Here is a 19,234-nt window from a genome sequence, read left to right on the forward strand (position 1 = left end):
GACAGATTCGGTTTCAGTATTCTTGCGAATACCGCGGGTTGATTTCATTTCACATGAATCTTTCAAAAACAAACACCAGCTTCGACATAACTTTGGTTACAGTTATGATTGGATCATTTCTGATCGTTTACTTCTTATTACCGCCTGTCTGTGATTTTGAATGATTCTGGAATCATTGTCTTTAACTTGCGTCTTTGACTCTGGTTCCATCTTCTTCATTCTTCATCACTCCAACAGGCACTCTCGTTATCTTAGATTAAGCTTTCGACCGATTAGTACTGGCCAACTTCATTACTCACGTAACTTCCATACCCAGCCTATTTCCTTGTAGTCTTCAAGGGGTCTTATCTACCGCAGATCTTATCTTGGGGCTGGCTTCGCACTTAGATGCTTTCAGCGCTTATCCATTCCCTGCTTGGCTACCCGGCTGTGCCACTGGCGTGACAACCGATGCACCATTGGCAGGTCCATCCCGGTCCTCTCGTACTGAGGACAGCTCCCCTCAGATCTCCTGCGCCCACAACAGATAGGGACCGAACTGTCTCACGACGTTCTGAACCCAGCTCGCGTACCGCTTTAATGGGCGGACAGCCCAACCCTTGGAACCGAATCCAGCTCCAGGATGCGATGAGCCGACATCGAGGTGCCAAACCCCGCCGTCGATGTGAACTCTTGGGCGGGATCAGCCTGTTATCCCCAGGGTAGCTTTTATCCGTTGAGCGACGGCCCTTCCATTCGGCACCGCCGGATCACTAATCCCGACTTTCGTCCCTGCTCCACTTGTTGGTGTCGCAGTCAGGCGCGCTTTTGCATTTACACTCTCTGTCTGGTTTCCATCCAGACTGAACGCACCTTTGGGCGCCTCCGTTACTCTTTAGGAGGCGACCGCCCCAGTCAAACTGCCCGCCTGGCACTGTCTGTAAGATTCTCTCTTCACGTTAGGGCTTCAAATCATCAGGGGCGGTATCCCAACGGCGGCTCCAAAGAAACTGGCGTTCCTTCTTCATAGCCTCCCGCCTATCCTGTACATGATCATCCAAAACCCAATACCAGGCTGCAGTAAAGCTCCATGGGGTCTTTCCGTCTAGTTGCGGGTAACCTGCATTTTCACAGGTACTAAGATTTCACCGAGTCTGCTGCCGAGACAGCGCCCAAATCGTTTCACCTTTCGTGCGGGTCAGAACTTACCTGACAAGGAATTTCGCTACCTTAGGACCGTTATAGTTACGGCCGCCGTTCACTGGGGCTTCGGACCACTGCTTCTCCTTGCGGATAACAGATCCCCTTAACCTTCCAGCACCGGGCAGGTGTCACCCCATATACTTCGCCTTGCGGCTTTGCATAGAGCTGTGTTTTAGTTAAACAGTCGCTTGGGCCTTTTCACTGCGGCTCTCTCGAGCGCCCCTTCTTGCGAACGTACGGGGCAATTTTGCCGAGTTCCTTGGCAACAGTTCTCTCGCTCACCTTCGCTTGCTCAGCGCGCCCACCTGTGTCGGTTTTGGTACGGGCCGCAATAAAGTTTAAGCTAGAAGCTTTTCTTGAAAGCCGCTCCATGTGCTTGGCTACTTTCTTTCGATTTCGCTTACCCTTCACGCTCTGTACGCATTGATCCGGATTTGCCTGGATCCGTACTGCCGCGCTTGGCCCTCAATCCATTAAGAGGGTCACACTTCCCGTCTTTGTCACTCCATCGCCTTTATTGCGGGTGCAGGAATCTTCGCCTGCTTTCCATCTGCTTCGCCTGTCGGCTTATCATTAGGTCCCGACTGACCCAGGGCGGACGAACCTTCCCCTGGAATCCTTGGGCTTTCGGTGTGCAGGATTCTCACCTGCATCTCGCTACTCACACCGGCATTCTCACTTCCATGTCCTCCACAGACTCTCACGATTCTGCTTCCATGAACATGCAACGCTCCCCTACCATAAAAATCTTTCAATCCTTATCCGCGGCTTCGGCAGATGACTTAGCCCCGGTACATTTTCGGCGCAGGGCCACTCGACTAGTGAGCTGTTACGCACTCTTTAAAGGGTGGCTGCTTCTGAGCCAACCTCCTAGTTGTCCGTGCGTCCCCACATCCTTTTCCACTGAGTCATCATTTTGGGGCCTTAGCCGGCGGTCTGGGCTGTTTCCCTCTTGAGCATGGACCTTATCACCCACACTCTGACTGCCAACTTTTCTCCTTGCGGCATTCGAAGTTTGATTCCATTCAGTACCCCGGGATGGGGCCATCATGAATTCAGTGCTCTACCTCCGCAGGCTTGCGTTAACGCTAGCCCTAAAGCTATTTTGGGGAGAACCAGCTATCTCCGGGTTCGATTGGAATTTCTCCGCCAGCCACAGGTCATCCGCCAGCTTTTCAACGATGGTCGGTTCGGTCCTCCACAAAGTTTCACCTCTGCTTCAACCTGCCCATGGCTAGATCACCCGGTTTCGGGTCTGCTCCTGGCTACTTCATTCGCCCTGTTAAGACTCGCTTTCGCTTCGGCTTCGCATTTTCCTGCTTAACCTTGCATCCAAAAGCAGCTCGCCGGTTCATTCTACAAAAGGCACGCCATCACCCTTTGACGGGCTCTGACTTCTTGCAGGCATACGGTTTCAGGTTCTCTTTCACTCCGCTTGCGCGGTTCTTTTCACCTTTCCCTCACGGTACTTCTTCACTGTCGCTCACTCTTACTTATTCAGCCTTGGCGGATGGTCCCGCCTGCTTCCGACAGGATTTCACGTGTCCCGTCGTACTCAGGATCTCGCTGACTACTTGGCTTGCTTTCCAGTACAGGGATTTCACCTTCTGTGTCCGTGCTTTCCATCACGTTCCTGTTCACTCGCGTTTCGTCTGTTGCGCTCCTACAACCCCATATCGCTATGGTTTGGGCTAATTCCCTTTCGCTCGCCGCTACTCGGGAAATCACTGTTGTTTTCTTTTCCTCCGGCTACTTAGATGTTTCAGTTGGCCGGGTTGCTCTCCATATCTAAGACATGGATGACTGGATATGACTCCAGCCGGGTTCCCCCATTCGGATACCTGCGGATCGTCGCTTTCCTGACAGCTCCCCGCAGCTTTTCGCAGTCTGATGCGTCCTTCATCATTCAAGAGTGGCAAGGCATCCTCCGTACGCCCTTCCTTGCTTGATCTAGTTTCAAATATGCTTGTTTTTAACTATGCTTTTTCGAGATTTTTCTAATAAGAACTGTTAACTGTTTTCTGACTTGGTAAATCTTGTGACTTCAAAGATTGAATTTCTTCTTCTCTTTTCAGTCGGTTACTTTCGTAACGTTGTTACTTACAACTTACGTCAGACCTTCTGTTATGTCTTATACTGATGTTCGTTTTTCAAAGATCCATGTTTTGAACTGACTGGAACTGTTCTCCATTTCTGAAGACCAGTGCCGCTTTCGCAGCTTGACCAGTCTGGAAGATCGCTCTTCCAAAACTCTGTTACAGACTCAACTGTTGCTTAATTACTTCCTTGTACTTTCTCCTTAGAAAGGAGGTGATCCATCCCCACGTTCCCGTAGGGATACCTTGTTACGACTTAACCCCAGTCATCGGCCCCGCCTTCGACGACTCACTCCCTTTCAGGTTATGCCATCGGCTTCGGGCGTTGCCGGCTTCCATGGTTTGACGGGCGGTGTGTACAAGGCCCGGGAACGTATTCACCGCGGCATGCTGATCCGCGATTACTAGCGATTCCAACTTCATGAAGTCGGGTTGCAGACTTCAATCCGAACTAGGACGCCTTTTTTCGGGTTCGCTTCACTTCACAGCTTTGCTTCCGTCTGTAGGCGCCATTGTAGTACGTGTGTAGCCCAGGCCATAAGGGGCATGATGATTTGACGTCATCCCCGCCTTCCTCCGGTTTGTCACCGGCAGTCTGATCTGAGTCCTCATCTTACTGGTAGTAACAGATCACGAGGGTTGCGCTCGTTGCCAGACTTAACTGAACATCTCACGACACGAGCTGACGACAACCATGCACCACCTGTGTGGATGATAACCTCCAACTTATCTCTAAGTCTTTGCATCCCATGTCAAGGCCTGGTAAGGTTCTTCGCGTTGCTTCGAATTAAACCACATACTCCACCGCTTGTGCGGGCCCCCGTCAATTCCTTTGAGTTTCACACTTGCGTGCATACTCCCCAGGCGGAGGAGTCATTGCGTTAGCTTCGGCACCGGGGCACTACCCCCGACACCTGCTCCTCATCGTTTAGGGCGTGGACTACTAGGGTATCTAATCCTATTTGCTCCCCACGCTTTCGTGCCTGAGCGTCAGTAACAGTCCAGGCGGCCGCCTTCGCCACTGGTGTTCTTCCATATATCTACGCATTTTACCGCTACACATGGAGTTCCACCGCCCTCTCCTGTCCTCGAGCGTGACAGTTTCCAAAGCCTGTACAGGTTGAGCCCGTACCTTTCACTTCAGACTTGCCACGCCGCCTGCGCACCCTTTACGCCCAATCATTCCGGATAACGCTTGCCACCTACGTATTACCGCGGCTGCTGGCACGTAGTTAGCCGTGACTTTCTGGCAGGTTACTATCAAAAGAAAAGCATTTCCTCTTTCCTTCTTTTCTGACCTGCAACAGAGCTTTACGATCCGAAGACCTTCCTCACTCACGCGGCATTGCTCGTTCAGGCTTGCGCCCATTGACGAAAATTCCCTACTGCTGCCTCCCGCAGGAGTCTGGGCCGTGTCTCAGTCCCAGTGTGGCCGATCGCCCTCTCAGGCCGGCTATGCATCATCGCCTTGGTAAGCTTTTACCTTGCCAACAAGCTAATGCACCGCAGATCCATTCATCTCCCAGGCTTAAAAGCCTGTTTCAAAAACAGAAGATGCCTTCTGTTTTCCTATGGGGTTTTAGACTTCGTTTCCAAAGCGTATCCCCCGGATATGGGCAGGTTATCTACGTGTTACTCACCCGTTCGCCACTGAACACCGAAGTGTTCCGTTCGACTTGCATGTATTAGGCATGCCGCCAGCGTTCATCCTGAGCCAGGATCAAACTCTCCATTTGATATTGACTCAACGCTATTGCGTTTAAATTTCGTGAATTGATTATTGAAGTATTAAGTGTTGTTTCAAGAATCGACGTGTTAATTTCGAATATTGAATTGTCTGTAATCAGAGTTTTCAAAGAGCCATCTGTTTGCGAGTGAATCAACTTCCCTCACAAGGCTTGTTTATCTTATCACCTGCCAGACAGGAAGTCAACATCTTTTGTGAAATATTTTTAAGAATTTCACAATCGATGATTTCTTCGATATCTAAAGATGATTTGCGTCAGATCATCGGCTTTGTTGCCGTGTTTCTTAACGCTCAATCACTATAACACCGGGCAGTATTCCGGGTCAAGTGCTTTTGTGAAAATATTTTACAAATTCACAATTCGCCTTTTCCAGGCTTTGAAGAATCTTTAAAGCACGATTCTCTGTGCCGGGTATTGATGTCTGCTTTTCATCCACTGAAAAACAACTTTATCTTTATAATCCTTTAACAATTCAAAGTCAAATTTAAGCACAAAAAAAACTGGTGACCCATCGAAAATCACCAGAAAAAGCAAGATCCAGCAAGAATTACGAGGCAACCTGGATAGAATTGTCTTGAAAATCAGGTTTTCTCTTCCCTGTTTTCAGTCTTGGGCGTAGGTAAATCATGACCATAATAGAGCAATAAACCAGCGCCAGCAGCCAGGCAAATGGATTAGCCAGAGCAATACCGACAAATCCAAGCCCATGAACAGCTGCAAAGCTGCCAACTGCCCGCCCAGTCACTTCTCCAAGGCCTGAAAGAACGGCCTGCAGCGAATACCCCATCCCCTGCAAGGTATTGCGCACAATCATTAAGGAGCCATGCAGGAAGAACAGCCAGGACATGATCATCAGATACCGATTAGAGTAAGCGGCCGCCTGTCCGCCATCACTTCCCAGAACCAGATCGGTCATGAACTGACGGCCAACAAAAACCAGCACCCACATCACCGCACAATAAATCAGCTGAATTGTGAGGCCAGCGCGGATTCCTTCCAGAATTCTATTCGGCTTGTGAGCTCCTTCGTTCTGGCCGGCATAAGTAGCCATTGCCATTCCGACAGATTCCATTGGCAGTGTGAGCATCTGACGGATTTTTTCACCTGTTGTCTGACCGGCGATGACCAATGAGCCCATGGAGTTGATCGCCGACTGCATGACAATGGCACCCAAAGCCGAAACGGAATATTCAAAACCCATCGGCAGACCGACCTTAGCCAGGACTCTAATATGATGGAAAGACCAGCTCATCTGCTTTTTGGAGTGAGCAAGTAGATCAGTCTTCGTAAAGATCCACCAGAAATTCAGCAGGCCGCTGATTCCCTGAGCCGTCACAGTTGCCCATGCTGCCCCGGCAATTTCTGCCTGAAACCAGTCAATCAGGATGTAGTCCAGCAAAATATTGAGAAAGCTCGAACCGACCAGAAACAAAGTCGGCCTTCTTGAGTCTCCACCGGCTCTTAAGACGGCCGATCCATAGTTAAACAGGAACGAAAACGGGATTCCCGCTAAGATAATCTGAATATATTGATTGGCTGCAGCCAGAATCTCCTGTGGAGTCTGGATCATGTTCAGCAAAAATGGGCTGAATCCAACGGATCCAAAACTTAAAGCCAGCGCAAGAAAAATGCTCAGCCAACAGCCGTTCCAGAAATAGTGCTGAAATTCTTCGCGGTTGCGGGCGCCGATTTTCTTAGCCAGGGGGATCGCAAATCCAACCGAACAGCCTTGAACAAATCCTAAAATCAGAAAGTTCAGGGAATACGTCGTCCCTACAGCCGCCAGGGCACCTTGTCCCACCAGCCGCCCGACCATGATCGTATCTACAAAAGAATACAGCTGCTGAAAAATGGTTCCCGCCACCAGCGGGAGCGAAAATTTAAAGATTAAAGGTAAAGGCTTGCCTTGTGTCAGATCCAGGACGCCTTTTACGTCTTGCCCATGCTTGCTCATAGAATTCTCCTTGCTGTTTGCAAGAAGTCTATCAGCGTGCAAGATAGGAGTAAAATATATTTTTTGTATTATAAAATAGTTTTAAACTATTTTTCTTTTCATCCCTGAACCTTGTCAGAAGGAGTTTTTTATGACCTTAACTCAGCTTGAATACTTTGTGGAAGTTGCAACCTGTGGCAGTTTTTCAAAAGCTGCCAAATGGATCCATATCTCGCAGCCATCTCTTTCTATTGCCATTCACAAACTGGAAGAAGAACTCGGCGTTTCTTTAATCGAAGCACATCGCAAGCAGGTGACTCTGACAGAGGCTGGACGAATTTTCCTCGAAGATGCCACTGCTTTGCTTCGCCAGAAGGACCAGACTCTGAACCATATGGATCAGTTTGCCCGCAAGGATACAGCCGAACTTCGAGTCGCATATACGGCTGCTTTTGCAGATCAGACCATTCCTGATCTGTTTGCGGCTTTTCTCAAAAAGAATGAGGGCCACGTCCGGATTTATGGTAACGAAATCCCCAGTGACCAAATTGCCCAGGCCCTGCGGGAAAACAAAATTGATGTCGGTCTGTGTTCCATGATTCCAAGCGATCTACTCATTCATCGTCAGCCACTCATGCAGCAGCCTTTCTGCCTGATTACTCCCCTTGATGATTTGAATGACTATGATGATCTCAATCAGTTTCAACAAGCTGTCTTACTTGGCTATCATCAGGATTATCCGATGGCGCGCAATCTGGCTGCCTTATTTGAGCATCTCAATTTCAAACCGGATTTTCGCTACTTCGGATATTCCGAAGGATCTATTGCCAGACTCGTTGAGCGCAATGTCGGCATTGCGGTTGTTGCCCAAAATGATGGTCTGGAGCAATACAAGGTGCGCATTCTCCATCCGAAATGGCTGGAAGGAAACCGCACCATCGTACTTTTAACCAGCGCCATCCATCCACTTTCACAGGCAGCTGCGGCTTTTGTAGAGATGGTGATGGATTTCTATGCCAGAAAGAGCAAAGAACAGAAGAAATAAAGAAAAGACCGCCACGTGGACGGTCTGATCAGTTCTGTTGGTTCATTCTGTATGGTTAGTCTGATTATTCAACAACAGTAACAGAAATGATATGTGGGTTAGCTCCTTCATACCAGTATAAGAAGCCTTCGCAGTCGATAACATCGCCAACTTTGAGGTTCTTGACAGCTTTATAAACATCAGTGTCCTGGTTGGTAAGGTAGGACTCAACTACGAATGTGTAAGTATTGCCATCTTTGGATACGTTGAAGTACAGGTCATCGCCTTCTTCACCGGAACCATCGTAGTTGTACAGATAAGCAGCGTCAGATCCTTCTGCCGCTGGCTCAACAGTCAGACCTTTGAAATCAACGAGCTGGTTCTGGTGTTTGATCAGTTCTTCTTCGTTGCCTAACAGGTCAGTCACATCTACTGGAGTTGCTTTCCAGGTTTCGCCTTCGATCACTTCCACTTCGGCACCTTCAGCAATTTCAACTTCACCGGACCATTCAGTCTTGAAACCTTTTACTTTGATTTTGGCGCCATCAGATAATTCGTTGTACAGATCTTCAGAAACATTGGCATTGTAAATGAAGTAAGCACCGTCTGGATCTTCAGCATAGATCGTAGCTTTATCTTCCCACCAGGACTGTTTCGCCTGAACATAGGCTTCGATGGTCACTTCAGTATCGAGGTCAGCATCTACATATTCCTGATACGTCATGACACCTTCCGATTTAGCAGCTGGATCGGCAGCAGTCGCAGTGCTGGAAGCTGTTTCGGAAGCAGTCGATGTTGTGGAAGAAGACTGGGAGCTGGAAGAGCAGCCAGTCAGGGCCATGCCTGCACAAAGAAGCAGAGCGGTTAAGGCAGTCTTTTTCATCATTTTCTCCTCGAGACGACAGAAATCGTCTAAAGCCCGCAAGGGCGGGCAGGTATCTTTAGTTTACTTGTTTTTTAAACAAGTGGCGTAAATTGTCTGAGCCAGAGAGTTGTTTTTTTAAATTTGCGTGTCATCCGATCGCGATGAAATCGCTATATTTTCTTGTTTCAACAGCATTCATTTCTTTCACGCAAATCGCTCAAACTCATCTTCTGACGCTTTTTGGGCAAAAATCTCACATGGACTGGCCATTGACTTTTTCTGGACAGGTTATCCCTTTGGGCTGTCTTTCCTTGTCTTCTCCATAACTCTGTCCATAAAAAATGGCTTCATCATCGAAACAATGAAGCCATGAAGCTATAAAGCTATGAAGTTATAAAAAGATTGAGGTTCAATCCGATTCATTGATTTTTCAAATAGTTAAGCGTGGCTCTCTTTTCGCTGCTGCAGGTAGCGGCGCAAATAAATAGCCCCGATGACCACCCAGGTTCCGGCAAGAATGCCTAAGAACCAGATCGAAGAAGCTGGCATCGGGCCCATGGATCCAGTTGACTGGATGCCCTGAGAAAGCTGATCCAGTCGATATAAGGAAGTCACTTTGTCATAGAGTTCCTGAATATAGGCATCATCAACAGTCTGTTTGCGTCTGGTCGAACGAACAACATCTTCAATCAGCTCCCCTGCCGCATTTCGTAAAGAAGCGGATCCGTTAAATACAGGAGTCGTAAAGGTATGGTCGAGATTATCCATCAACAGTCTGGCCGCATCAATTTTGACGGAATAATGTTCATCATTATCAATACCGGCTTTGGACAGATAGTCCTGATACTCAGGATCGTTGAGCGCTTTTTCAGTGACTGGAAGATACCCCTCCGTTTTGGCATAACCAATCTGTGCTTCATTGCTCATCAGATACTGAACAAAAAGCCATGACGCCAGAACTTCTTGCGGATCATCTTTGCCAAAGATGGCCATCGAAGGTCCCTGCGAAATCATTTCAATTTCATCGGTGTTGACCTGGGGAACCGGACGGACGACCGTTTCAAATTCCGTAAAGGCATCGGGGCTGATATCAGATAATGGGGCATGCGCACCCATCCAGGTTGCTCCAGCTGTGGAGTCTACCGCAAACAGTGTCTGGGAAGCGTTAAGCAGATTGGCTGGATAACCGGAAACTTTAAAAGTGGAGAAAGCCCCTTTCTTGGTTTCCTGCGCGATCGTTTTGAGATCTTCAGAAGTCGTATCATTGAAGATTTCAATGTTTCCTTCCTCATTGCTGTAACCTGCATCCTGCTGACGCAGCAGCTGAATCATCATGTTATCGGTTGATTTGTAGATAAACGGAATCAGGGTTTTCTGGCCATTGAGAGAATAAATCCCATCCGCTCCTTTGGTCGCTGCCGCCGCGTCGGCCACCTCCCAGATCCAGTCCCAGGTCACGACATCCGGAATGGTATAGCCAAGTTTTTCAACCAGGTTCTTGTTGATGTAGAGCGCTTCAGTCGAGCGCATGAATGGCATCGCATATTGGGTGCCATTGATGACCCCTTCTTCTACGAAAGCGTCGACCAGCTCATCGGCATCCGGACCATCAAATTTCAGTTCTGTTCCGCCAAGACCATACTTCTCATCGACCATCAGTTCATCCAGTCCAACAACCACTCCATCCTGCTGAATGTAGGAAGCAATATGGTCTGGATAGGTAATCGCAACGTTAGGCGTGGTGCCGGTCGCAATGTTGGTAATGACGTCGTTATAAATCTTGCCGTAATCGGTATACAGCTTCAGATTGACTTTGATATTGGGATACAGTTTTTCAAAATCTTCGATGGCCTTTTTATAGACCGCCGTCTGATTTTTGTTCGTATCATTTTTTGCCCAGAATGTAATTTCAATCGGGCGAGACTCATCCAAGGCTTCGGGAATCGCAAAAGCAGCTTTTGCCCGGGCACCATGACAACCGCTGACAAACAGGCAGCAGGCCATCAGCAAGGACAACAGCCATCCCCCAAATGTTCGGCGCTTCATCCTTTCGTTCCTCCCCGGACTACACCGGACATGATCTGCTTGCGATAGATCAGAAAGAGAACGATCAGCGGAATACTGATGACGACCACCGCCGCCATCATCGCCGGGATATTGGCTCGTCCAAATCCGGATTCTCGAATCTGCTGGATGCCATTGGAAACCAGATAGTAATTCGGATCATCGGTAATCAGGCTTGGCCAGATGTAGCTGTTCCAGCATTCAATGACTTTCAGGATTGTGATGGTCACAACCGTTGGCCGGCACATTGGCACCATAATCCGCCACAGAAATTTCCAGTCGGATGAGCCATCAATTTTGGCCGCATAGTAAAGCGAGTCTGGAATCTGGGCGAAATTTTCGCGAAGCAGATAAATATAGAAGACGGAAGTCACCGAAGGCAGGATCAGCCCTAAAAAGGTATTGCGCAGATCCAGCTCGGTAATCGTCTGGAAGTTGGTGATGACAACCAGCTCATTGGGGATCATCATCAACGCCAGAAAGCCAGTAAAGATGAGTGACTTTCCAGGAAAATCAAGTCTGGCAAACGCAAAGGCCGCCAGGATGGATACAAAGACCATCAAAGCCGTTGTGATGACAGTAAAAATCAGGGTATTGAGCAGATACCGGCCAAGATCGACTTCGGTAAATGCATAAATATAGTTTTCGATTGTCGGAGCAGTGGTAAAAAGCTGGGGTACATATTCCGCATTATAGGCGGCATAGCCTTTAATGGAGGTTAAGACCATCCAGTAAAACGGGAATAGGACTGCAATTGCCCACACAATCAGAAAGAACCAGGTAATGGGTTTATGTTTTTTCATCAAGCACCTCTAACTGTAGTGGGTATACTTTTTGGAAACCATCAGGTTGATTACCGTAATGGTCAGCACCACCGCAAAAAGCAGAATGGCCGCTGCCGACGCATAGGAAGGATACCCACCTCCATCGCGATAGAGCATGTCAAAGACATAGCCAACCATCGTATTCATGCCAGCTGCATTCAGGTTTGTTCCAAACAGGGCAACCGCGTCGGAGTACGCCTTGAATGCCCCGATAAATCCAGTAATAACCAGATAGAACACGGAAGGCGAAATCAACGGCAAGGTAATGCGGGTAAAAATCCGCCATGAACTTGTGCCGTCAATGCGGGCTGCGTTGTAATACATCGGATTCACGCTGGCCAGCGCACTGGTCAGAATCAGGATCTTGAAGGGCATAACAATCCAGATCGTATAAAAACACAACACAAACATCTTGGCCCAGTACGGTCCTTCAATGAAATCTACCGGCTGAGCGCCAAACCAGCCGATCAGCATATTAACAAAGCCCTCTGAATACGGCGTCTGCTTGAACAAGACCATAAACACCATCCCAACCGCCAGGGTATTGGTTACATAGGGCAGAAAGTAAATCGTCTGGAACAGCGAGCGCAGCTTTTCAATCCTCGTCAGCAAAAACGCAATCGCCAGCGAAAAGCCAGTCGATAATGGAACTGTGATCACTACCAATAAGAATGTATTCACCAGCGCCTGCGTGAAATACGGATCATGCAGCACATAGTCGTAGTTGTACCAGCCCACACCAAAATAACTCTGACTTGCCGAACTGTAGCCTTCTTCAAACGAGTAGATAAATACATCAATCAGCGGATAAATCAAAAAGACCGCCAGAAAGAGAAAGGCCGGAAGCAGATAAAGAAATCCCTTGTACTTTTTCATACCGGATTCCCTCTATTGCTTTTCTGCTTTTTCAAGCAGTTCGATTTCAATACGATCTTTTTGGCTATCGATCAAATCGTCATCGATCTGGTCAGCAATTTTTTGCAAAGGTGCCTGGCTTTGATCATGGAGTTGATCATGGAGCGGTTTGAGCTTTCCTCTTAACCGTTTCCCGCTCTTTTCCTCAAAGAGGAAAACCTTGTGCGGCTTGAGATTAAAGTTCGCTTCTCCTTCAACAATCCGGTGCAAATCATCACTGGAAAGAATAGAGCGCACCAGTGGATTTCGTGAAGCCGGGTTGCGCGAAACAATGCTGATATCCCGCCCTGTGACTTCTGTGCGGACCATTTCATCTTTGAGATGACCGTTGTGAGCCAGAACGAATCCTTCCGGGCGCACCCCGACAACCACTTCCTGATCAGGTACATCTTCAACCACCAGCACCGGATCCTCGCCAATCCACAGTTTTCCATCGGCTATTCGGCCATCAAACAAGTTAATGGGCGGGATACCTAAAAACTGAGCCACAAACTGATTGGCCGGATCGTCATAGACTTTCTGCGGGGAGTCAATCTGCTGAACTTCCCCATCTTTCATGACCACAATCAGATCCGAAATACTCATCGCCTCATCCTGGTCATGGGTGACAAATACCGTTGTAATGCCCGTTTCCTGCTGGATGCGGCGAATTTCTTCGCGTGTTTGCAGGCGAAGTCTTGCATCCAGGTTCGACAGCGGTTCATCTAACAATAAAACTCTGGGCAGTTTGACCAGCGCACGGGCTATTGCCACGCGCTGCTGCTGACCACCTGAAAGCTCACCCGGTTTTCGATCCAGCAGTTCATCAATCTTGACGAGTTTTGCTGCTTCTTCAACCCGCTCTTTCATCTGCTGGTCACTCAGTTTCTGGTCACCCTTGAGATTTTCAAGCGGAAATTGAATATTATCCGCAACGGTCATATGCGGATATAACGCATAGTTCTGAAAGACCATGCCTACCCCGCGCTCTTCTGGGGGCAGATTGGTCACATCTTTATCCCCAAAGAAAATTTTTCCAGAGGTCGGCTTCAGCAGGCCGCTGATCATATTCAGCGTGGTGCTCTTTCCACAGCCTGAAGGTCCTAAAAGGCCGACCAGCTTGCCATCAGGAATCGTAAAGTTGAAATCATCAACCGCAACGACTTCTTTATTTTTGTTTTTTCTTCCTTTTCCAGGAAAAACCTTGGTCAGGTTCTCCAAACCTATTTTCATAGTTTCCCTTTCTACTTCAGGAAATCTGCTTTGTTGACAGTCAGAATCACAGATTCATGACCAGCATTTCCAGCAGGCATCCAAAGTAATTCATCACATTACTCAAAGAATACCATTCTACCATCTGCCCACTGCCAGCATTCGACAAAAAAAATGAGATAAACATTTGAATCTAAATGTTTTGTTCTAACGTGCCTGTTACTTCTTGCATAATTGAATCTGAATGAAGGCCATTAAAGACTTCAACAATAGATTCAATTAGAATTGTAAGAAACGAGCCAAACGGATCCTTATAGTCTTGGACAGGACATGCAAAAAAACTTTTCAAGCTTTTCGATTTTGACCAGCCAAATCTCTTTCACATTCAGCCAGCGTCTATTCTGGAAGTATTAAAAGCCATCGAAAAAGTCTCGTATGGTTTGATAAACAAACAGGCGAGATTTTGTTCGTCCATAGAAATCTTGTTCGTCCACATATGTGTCAATGCTTGTTTCAGGTCACCAGGCTGCAACAGCAAGCAAAAGAAGGAGGAGAAAGAAAATGGCCTTGACCAATCGCTTAGGGATTAAAAACAAAGCAGAACTAGCCAGTTGCAGGGAAAATCCGGCATGAAAACTTGGCTAAAAACTATTTTCGGTTTGCTCCCGTGATGTATGACGCCTCTATAAAAATCATTGAAAAAATGCCCCAGTCTACTGTTGACGAGAGTATCGAAAAGCATGTTGAAATGAATATTGCTCATCCATTTCGCGAAGGAAATAGATGAAGTATGAGAATCTGGCTCGACCATATATTGAAACACGAAATTGGTATGGTTGTAGACTGGTCGAAAGCAGATAAAGTTGATTATCTGCTGGTGATGGAACGCAGCCCTGTCAAAGACGTAGAAATTAAAGTTCTTCTGAAAGATGCTTTAATGCTTTAACAGATAAGATCAATGACCGTGAAGTCTATAGGAAAGGCATTGATACCAGCTATAATTACGAAGGAGACAATGTATTCGACTTAAAAAGCAATTCAAGCCCTCCAGCTGTTTTCAGATTCTGACTGCTCAAAGACCGTCTTGATCCCCACTCTCCTAAATTCAAAAAACCATGCCGCTCAACTGATTGGCATGGTTTTTATAGACTTTTCAATTCCCTGTTTTTCTCACAAGCCTCGGTTTCTGGCAATTGCCAGGTTTCAGGCCTCAGTTGAATGGCGGTAAAGCATCAGAATATTCGGATTCGGACCAGAAAAATATTTTCTTAGGTCATCAGAAAAATATTTTCTTAGGTCATAAGGAAAAAGAGTTCTTTTCAAACCGCGGATATTCATCAGGCAAATATTCAATCTGTTTTATAGATGTTCTTTTGTAGATGTTCTTCGGCTTATTGGATACTCAGATTTTTGGAAGAAGCCGGCGTTTTGACGATGATGCCAAGATCAGTAAGACTCTGTCCAGGTGCAATCGTTCCATTATAGGGAACCGGTCGAATCGTCAATGTAGAACCATTTATTGAGTACTGTCCATTCCAGCTCTGGTCAATAGTAACCGGCTGATTCCAGGTCACAGCTGCCATCCAGTCAGAAAGTGATGTACTTGACATATTAGTCAACTGGATTTCATATTGCCAGAAGTTCTGGTCGTTGCTTGTCCAGTGGTTTTTGAGCGTCACTGTCTGCCGAAGCGATCCCGAAGTGGCTGTACTCTGGGATGGATCGGACGGCTGAGTGGGTGGAGTATTTGGTGTTGTCGGCGTGGATGGATTGGACGGTGCATCCTGCCCCTGGTCTGGAGCAGGACAAATACCCGGTAGTGGTTTGTAATTTTTCTGATAGGTCTCTTCAAACCAGCGGCCCGAAGGACTCAGATCATTCAGGCTCAAAGCAGTAGAGGTGCCTGGCAAGAATAAGGAAGAGGCTTCGGCTTTATTGTTCACCGCCCAGCCAACGCGGCTGATTCCATATTCATTCAACAGCGACATCCAGGCATTGCCGGAAGCTTCATCCAAAGATCCATTGCCATCAGCAGAGCTGATACCAAATTCACTGACAAAAACTGGCAGGCCTTTGGCATGGGCTGTTTTCAGTTTGTCACGGATGCCCTCTTTATGCGTGGCTGCATAGAAGTGGAGCGTATACATCACATTGGTCACGCCTGTCAACGGGTTGCTGGCGGCAATATCTACATCCTGGCTCCAGGTTGGAGTCCCGACCAGAATGATCCCCTTTGGATCATTGGCCCGGATGACTGGGATCACCTGTTGGGCATACGAGCGGATCTGATCCCAGCTGACGCCATTGGGTTCATTGCAGATTTCATAAATGACATGCTTTTCGTTTTTATAACGAGCGCTCATTTTCGCAAAGAAAGCTTTTGCTTCTTCCAGATGCGTATTGGGATTGCCATCAGAAAGAATATGCCAGTCGATAATCACGTACTGGCCCGTTGCCTTTGCGGCCTGAACCCCTTTATCAATCAGTGCTTCAAGCTGCGCCTGATTGCCGCCATTGCAGTAGCCGCCATATTCTTCCGTGTATAAAGCCAGACGGATGATTTGCGAGTGCATTTCGTTTTTCAGAAAGCGAAAAACGGATTCATCCACATACTGGGGAGCATAGTTCAGTCCAAATGTGCTGTAGCCCTGCAGCACGACTTTCCGGTTGTTTTCATCCAGCAGATCTGTCCCTGAAACATGCAGCTGGCTCAGTCCCTGACAGACCACCGCTTTTCCTGGTGCAAGTGCGTACCAGCCAATATTTTCGTTGCGCCAGCCCAGATTAATCAGATGCTCATGTTCATTGAGATCAGTCGTGTAGTTATGAGCGCCGCTGATCGCATTGGGGTTGTACTCCCGATAGACGGGCAGGGTTTTCGCTGGATCCGAATACCAGCCGACACCTTCTGCTTTCCACCCACAGTCAACAAGCATATCGCGTTCAGCTGAATTGAGCGTATAGTGGTGATCCCCCGCATTCGGGTTATACAGCCGATACACGGGATCTCCCTTTTCGACAGCCACCCAGCCGGTTCCTTCATATTGCCAGCCGACATGGATCAATGAGTCCCGCTCACCGCCCGAAGCCGTATAGAAGTGCTCTCCTGAATTCGGATTATACAAACGGTACATATCGATTCCACTTTCTTTCGCCATTGTGCTCTGGGGCCAAAACATCACTGCACAACAGGCTGCAGCCAGACTCAAAGCGATTTCGCCTGCCATTCTGGCGATCTTGTTTACTCTTTTCCATCTGAGTCTACTCGTTTTACGAGGAGATGCATCTGTATTTCTTTGGAATTGGTCCTTTTCAAAGTGATTATTGTTTCTGTTTTCTTTCATCGTCAGCCATCCTTTCCTCCATGTTGATTCTTTTTCTGGTCGTCTGTCAATCCATCCAATCAAAGACCAATAGATTCTGTCAAAATCCGTGAACAGATAGTATAGACCAAACAAGCCCAAATCCCGATCCAGGCAAAGCAAAAAAAGAGAACTCATCAGCCTGATTCAATGCTGAATCATGGTCTGAAAGTCCTCCCTGTTTCGTTTTTATGGTGCTTCTATTTTCTGCACTGCTTCATTTTTTACACCGCTTCATTTCTGCATCGCTTCATTTTTGCACGGTTTCTTTTTCCGTTTAATCTGGCTTTAAATTTGGCCTTGTTCTGGCTTCTCTTGGCTGCCAAAGACTGCCTTTCTAACAATGACCTGTAACCTGCCAGGACTGGTCGGTCAGCTGCATCAGTTCAAATTTATTGCCATCCGGATCATGGAACCATTGTTGGTAGGTATGCGACGGTCCTTGTGAAATCGCTGTGTCGGGTTTCAGACCTCTTTGCTGCAAAATCCGGGAGGCTTCATGGATATCCGGGACAGTCAGGGCAAAATGTGAATAGTCAGCGGCTTCATTCCATGGCCGATGTGGTTTCTGGTCTGGAGTGGCCGGAAAGAGTTCAATGAACTGTCCGGGAGCCAGTTCCAGATAGGTATAGAAAATGTCATCGGGACTGGTGAGGGCTTTCTGGTACATTGCCTTTCGTTCGGGATGGCTGAGATATTCTTTGTACCGGACGACTACTTTCTGTCGGGCCCCTAAGACGTTTGTGTAGAAGTCCACCATCTTATCGAGCTGAGTGGTGTAAAACGAGATATGCATGATGGCATCAAATTTCATGATTGGCATCTCCTTTTCCATATTATTTGGGTCTGAATTACTTGGAGCTGAATTGTTGTTCCGGATGGTCTGGGATTCGAATTTCTCTTCGATGATTCTGTATTCATTCAAGGACCTGGCTTCGCAGTTCATCCGCTAAAGCCATGACATTGTAAGTCTTTTCCATGTCCGCAAAGCAGCGGTCGATATCCTTTGCTTCTAAGATGCGGTCGATTTTTCCAAACTGAACATTGAAGCGATCGTTCTGATCTTCACCAATAGATTGGGTTGACTGGCCATGTATTGTCAGCGTTATGTTATTGACTTCACTGGGCATGGAATGAACCTCAATGGTTCCCTTTTCGCCCTGAAGAATCACAAATGGCTTGCTTGCAGAATCTTTGGCTGCTGAAAGGACCGCTTTAAACGAGCCATAATCCAGTACGGCTGTGCCAGAGACATCGACACCATTAAGTCCTCGGTTGGCAAAGTAACTGGCCTGGTTGGGCAGGCCAAAAAGACCAACAACAAAATGCAGGTTGTAAATATTGAGATCAAACAACGCTCCACCATATTGAGCCGGATCAAAAGCCGGTAAAACGACACCTTCTTTGTATTTGTCATAGCGGCGTGAGTATTGAGAGTAATTGGCCTGGATCATTTTGACCGGTCCAATCTGGTCAAGCAGTGAAGCAATCAGGGCATAATTATCCTGATAGCGGGTTGGCACTGCCTCAAACAGCATGCAGCCTTTTTCTTTGGCCAGATCGATCAGTTCTCTGGTTTCTTTGCCGCTGGTCGCAAACGGCTTTTCACAGATGACATTCTTGCCCGCTTCTAAAGCCCGTTTCGAATACTCATAGTGAAGCGTATTGACCACGGCCACATAGACCGTGTCAAATGAAGGATCCGCCAGAAATTCATCCATATTGGTGTAGATTTTTTCGATGTCATAGTTTCTGGCCAGATCTCTGGTACGCTCTTCACTTTTCTTGCGGCAGAGAATCGCTTTGACATCCATCTCTGGCATTGTCGCGAAGGTATTTAATGCGACCTGTACGATTGAGCCATTGCCCATAATTCCAAGTTTCATTTCTTCCTCCTGCAGGTTTAAGACCTGTCTGTTCATTGCTTTGAACTGCTGTTTTGTCTGAGCTGTCTGGATTGAAGACGTTTTGATTTGTCCGTCTTGCCTCTTCAATCTTTCTGGTTTTGCGGTTTTGTTTTTTCAGATTTT

Annotated in this window: 10 protein-coding genes, 2 rRNA genes and 1 pseudogene; 2 read left to right on the top strand and 11 right to left on the bottom strand. The window is 47.4% G+C overall.

Annotation, left to right across the window (positions count from 1 at the left end):
- Window positions 1-252: 252 nt before the first annotated feature.
- From U4956_RS04225 to U4956_RS04235, 3 genes are all read right to left on the bottom strand, one after another.
- Window positions 253-3,133: ribosomal RNA gene (locus U4956_RS04225) — 23S ribosomal RNA — on the bottom strand.
- 352 nt (window positions 3,134-3,485) lie between these two features.
- Window positions 3,486-5,014 (bottom strand): 16S ribosomal RNA (locus U4956_RS04230).
- The 16S and 23S rRNA genes sit together here, the layout of an rRNA operon.
- A gap of 559 nt (window positions 5,015-5,573) precedes the next feature.
- Entirely contained in the window at window positions 5,574-6,980 is a 1,407-nt protein-coding gene (locus U4956_RS04235) for an MATE family efflux transporter (protein ID WP_323089252.1), read from the bottom strand.
- 130 nt (window positions 6,981-7,110) lie between these two features.
- Here U4956_RS04235 and U4956_RS04240 point away from each other — a divergent pair, with 130 nt between their 5' ends.
- Complete coding sequence (locus tag U4956_RS04240; RefSeq protein ID WP_323089253.1) at window positions 7,111-8,004, top strand: LysR family transcriptional regulator; 894 nt, start codon at window positions 7,111-7,113, stop codon at window positions 8,002-8,004.
- Between the two features lie 64 nt (window positions 8,005-8,068).
- Here the strand turns inward: U4956_RS04240 and U4956_RS04245 are convergent, their stop codons facing one another.
- From U4956_RS04245 to U4956_RS04265, 5 genes are all read right to left on the bottom strand, one after another.
- Entirely contained in the window at window positions 8,069-8,866 is a 798-nt protein-coding gene (locus U4956_RS04245) for a hypothetical protein (RefSeq protein ID WP_323089255.1), read from the bottom strand.
- 420 nt (window positions 8,867-9,286) lie between these two features.
- A complete protein-coding gene (locus U4956_RS04250) occupies window positions 9,287-10,894 on the bottom strand; it encodes an extracellular solute-binding protein (RefSeq protein WP_323089256.1) in 1,608 nt (535 codons plus the stop codon).
- A complete protein-coding gene (locus tag U4956_RS04255; RefSeq protein ID WP_323089257.1) occupies window positions 10,891-11,715 on the bottom strand; it encodes a carbohydrate ABC transporter permease in 825 nt (274 codons plus the stop codon). Before U4956_RS04255 ends, U4956_RS04250 begins: the two co-directional genes overlap by 4 nt.
- A gap of 9 nt (window positions 11,716-11,724) precedes the next feature.
- Window positions 11,725-12,612, bottom strand: a complete 888-nt coding sequence (locus U4956_RS04260) for a carbohydrate ABC transporter permease (protein ID WP_323089258.1) — start codon at window positions 12,610-12,612, stop codon at window positions 11,725-11,727.
- A gap of 12 nt (window positions 12,613-12,624) precedes the next feature.
- Entirely contained in the window at window positions 12,625-13,863 is a 1,239-nt protein-coding gene (locus U4956_RS04265) for an ABC transporter ATP-binding protein (protein WP_323089259.1), read from the bottom strand.
- 592 nt (window positions 13,864-14,455) lie between these two features.
- Between U4956_RS04265 and U4956_RS04270 the strand changes: the two are divergent.
- Window positions 14,456-14,910 (top strand): annotated as a pseudogene (locus U4956_RS04270) (cell filamentation protein Fic); the annotation flags it as partial.
- 323 nt (window positions 14,911-15,233) lie between these two features.
- On the opposite strand, the gene U4956_RS04275 reads toward U4956_RS04270, so the two are convergent.
- The 3 genes from U4956_RS04275 to U4956_RS04285 form a co-directional block, all read right to left on the bottom strand.
- On the bottom strand, window positions 15,234-16,976 hold the full coding sequence (locus tag U4956_RS04275; RefSeq protein ID WP_323089260.1) for a cellulase family glycosylhydrolase: 1,743 nt from the start codon (window positions 16,974-16,976) through the stop codon (window positions 15,234-15,236).
- Between the two features lie 565 nt (window positions 16,977-17,541).
- Window positions 17,542-18,018, bottom strand: a complete 477-nt coding sequence (locus U4956_RS04280) for a VOC family protein (protein ID WP_323089261.1) — start codon at window positions 18,016-18,018, stop codon at window positions 17,542-17,544.
- 103 nt (window positions 18,019-18,121) lie between these two features.
- Window positions 18,122-19,090 (bottom strand): Gfo/Idh/MocA family oxidoreductase, encoded by a 969-nt coding sequence (locus tag U4956_RS04285; protein WP_323089262.1) that lies wholly within the window; start codon window positions 19,088-19,090, stop codon window positions 18,122-18,124.
- Window positions 19,091-19,234 lie beyond the last annotated feature (144 nt).

This window comes from Allobaculum sp. JKK-2023, from assembly GCF_034745455.1.
Classification (GTDB): Bacteria; Bacillota_I; Bacilli_A; order Erysipelotrichales; family Erysipelotrichaceae; genus Allobaculum.

Excerpts from the sequence above, each read along its gene's own strand:
- U4956_RS04235 (WP_323089252.1), bottom strand. The coding sequence starts at position 6,980 with ATGAGCAAGCATGGGCAAGACGTAAAAGGCGTCCTGGATCTGACACAA.
- U4956_RS04240 (WP_323089253.1), top strand. The coding sequence starts at position 7,111 with ATGACCTTAACTCAGCTTGAATACTTTGTGGAAGTTGCAACCTGTGGC.
- U4956_RS04245 (WP_323089255.1), bottom strand. The coding sequence starts at position 8,866 with ATGAAAAAGACTGCCTTAACCGCTCTGCTTCTTTGTGCAGGCATGGCC.
- U4956_RS04250 (WP_323089256.1), bottom strand. The coding sequence starts at position 10,894 with ATGAAGCGCCGAACATTTGGGGGATGGCTGTTGTCCTTGCTGATGGCC.
- U4956_RS04255 (WP_323089257.1), bottom strand. The coding sequence starts at position 11,715 with ATGAAAAAACATAAACCCATTACCTGGTTCTTTCTGATTGTGTGGGCA.
- U4956_RS04260 (WP_323089258.1), bottom strand. The coding sequence starts at position 12,612 with ATGAAAAAGTACAAGGGATTTCTTTATCTGCTTCCGGCCTTTCTCTTT.
- U4956_RS04265 (WP_323089259.1), bottom strand. The coding sequence starts at position 13,863 with ATGAAAATAGGTTTGGAGAACCTGACCAAGGTTTTTCCTGGAAAAGGA.
- U4956_RS04275 (WP_323089260.1), bottom strand. The coding sequence starts at position 16,976 with ATGTACCGTTTGTATAATCCGAATTCAGGAGAGCACTTCTATACGGCT.
- U4956_RS04280 (WP_323089261.1), bottom strand. The coding sequence starts at position 18,018 with ATGAAATTTGATGCCATCATGCATATCTCGTTTTACACCACTCAGCTC.
- U4956_RS04285 (WP_323089262.1), bottom strand. The coding sequence starts at position 19,090 with ATGAAACTTGGAATTATGGGCAATGGCTCAATCGTACAGGTCGCATTA.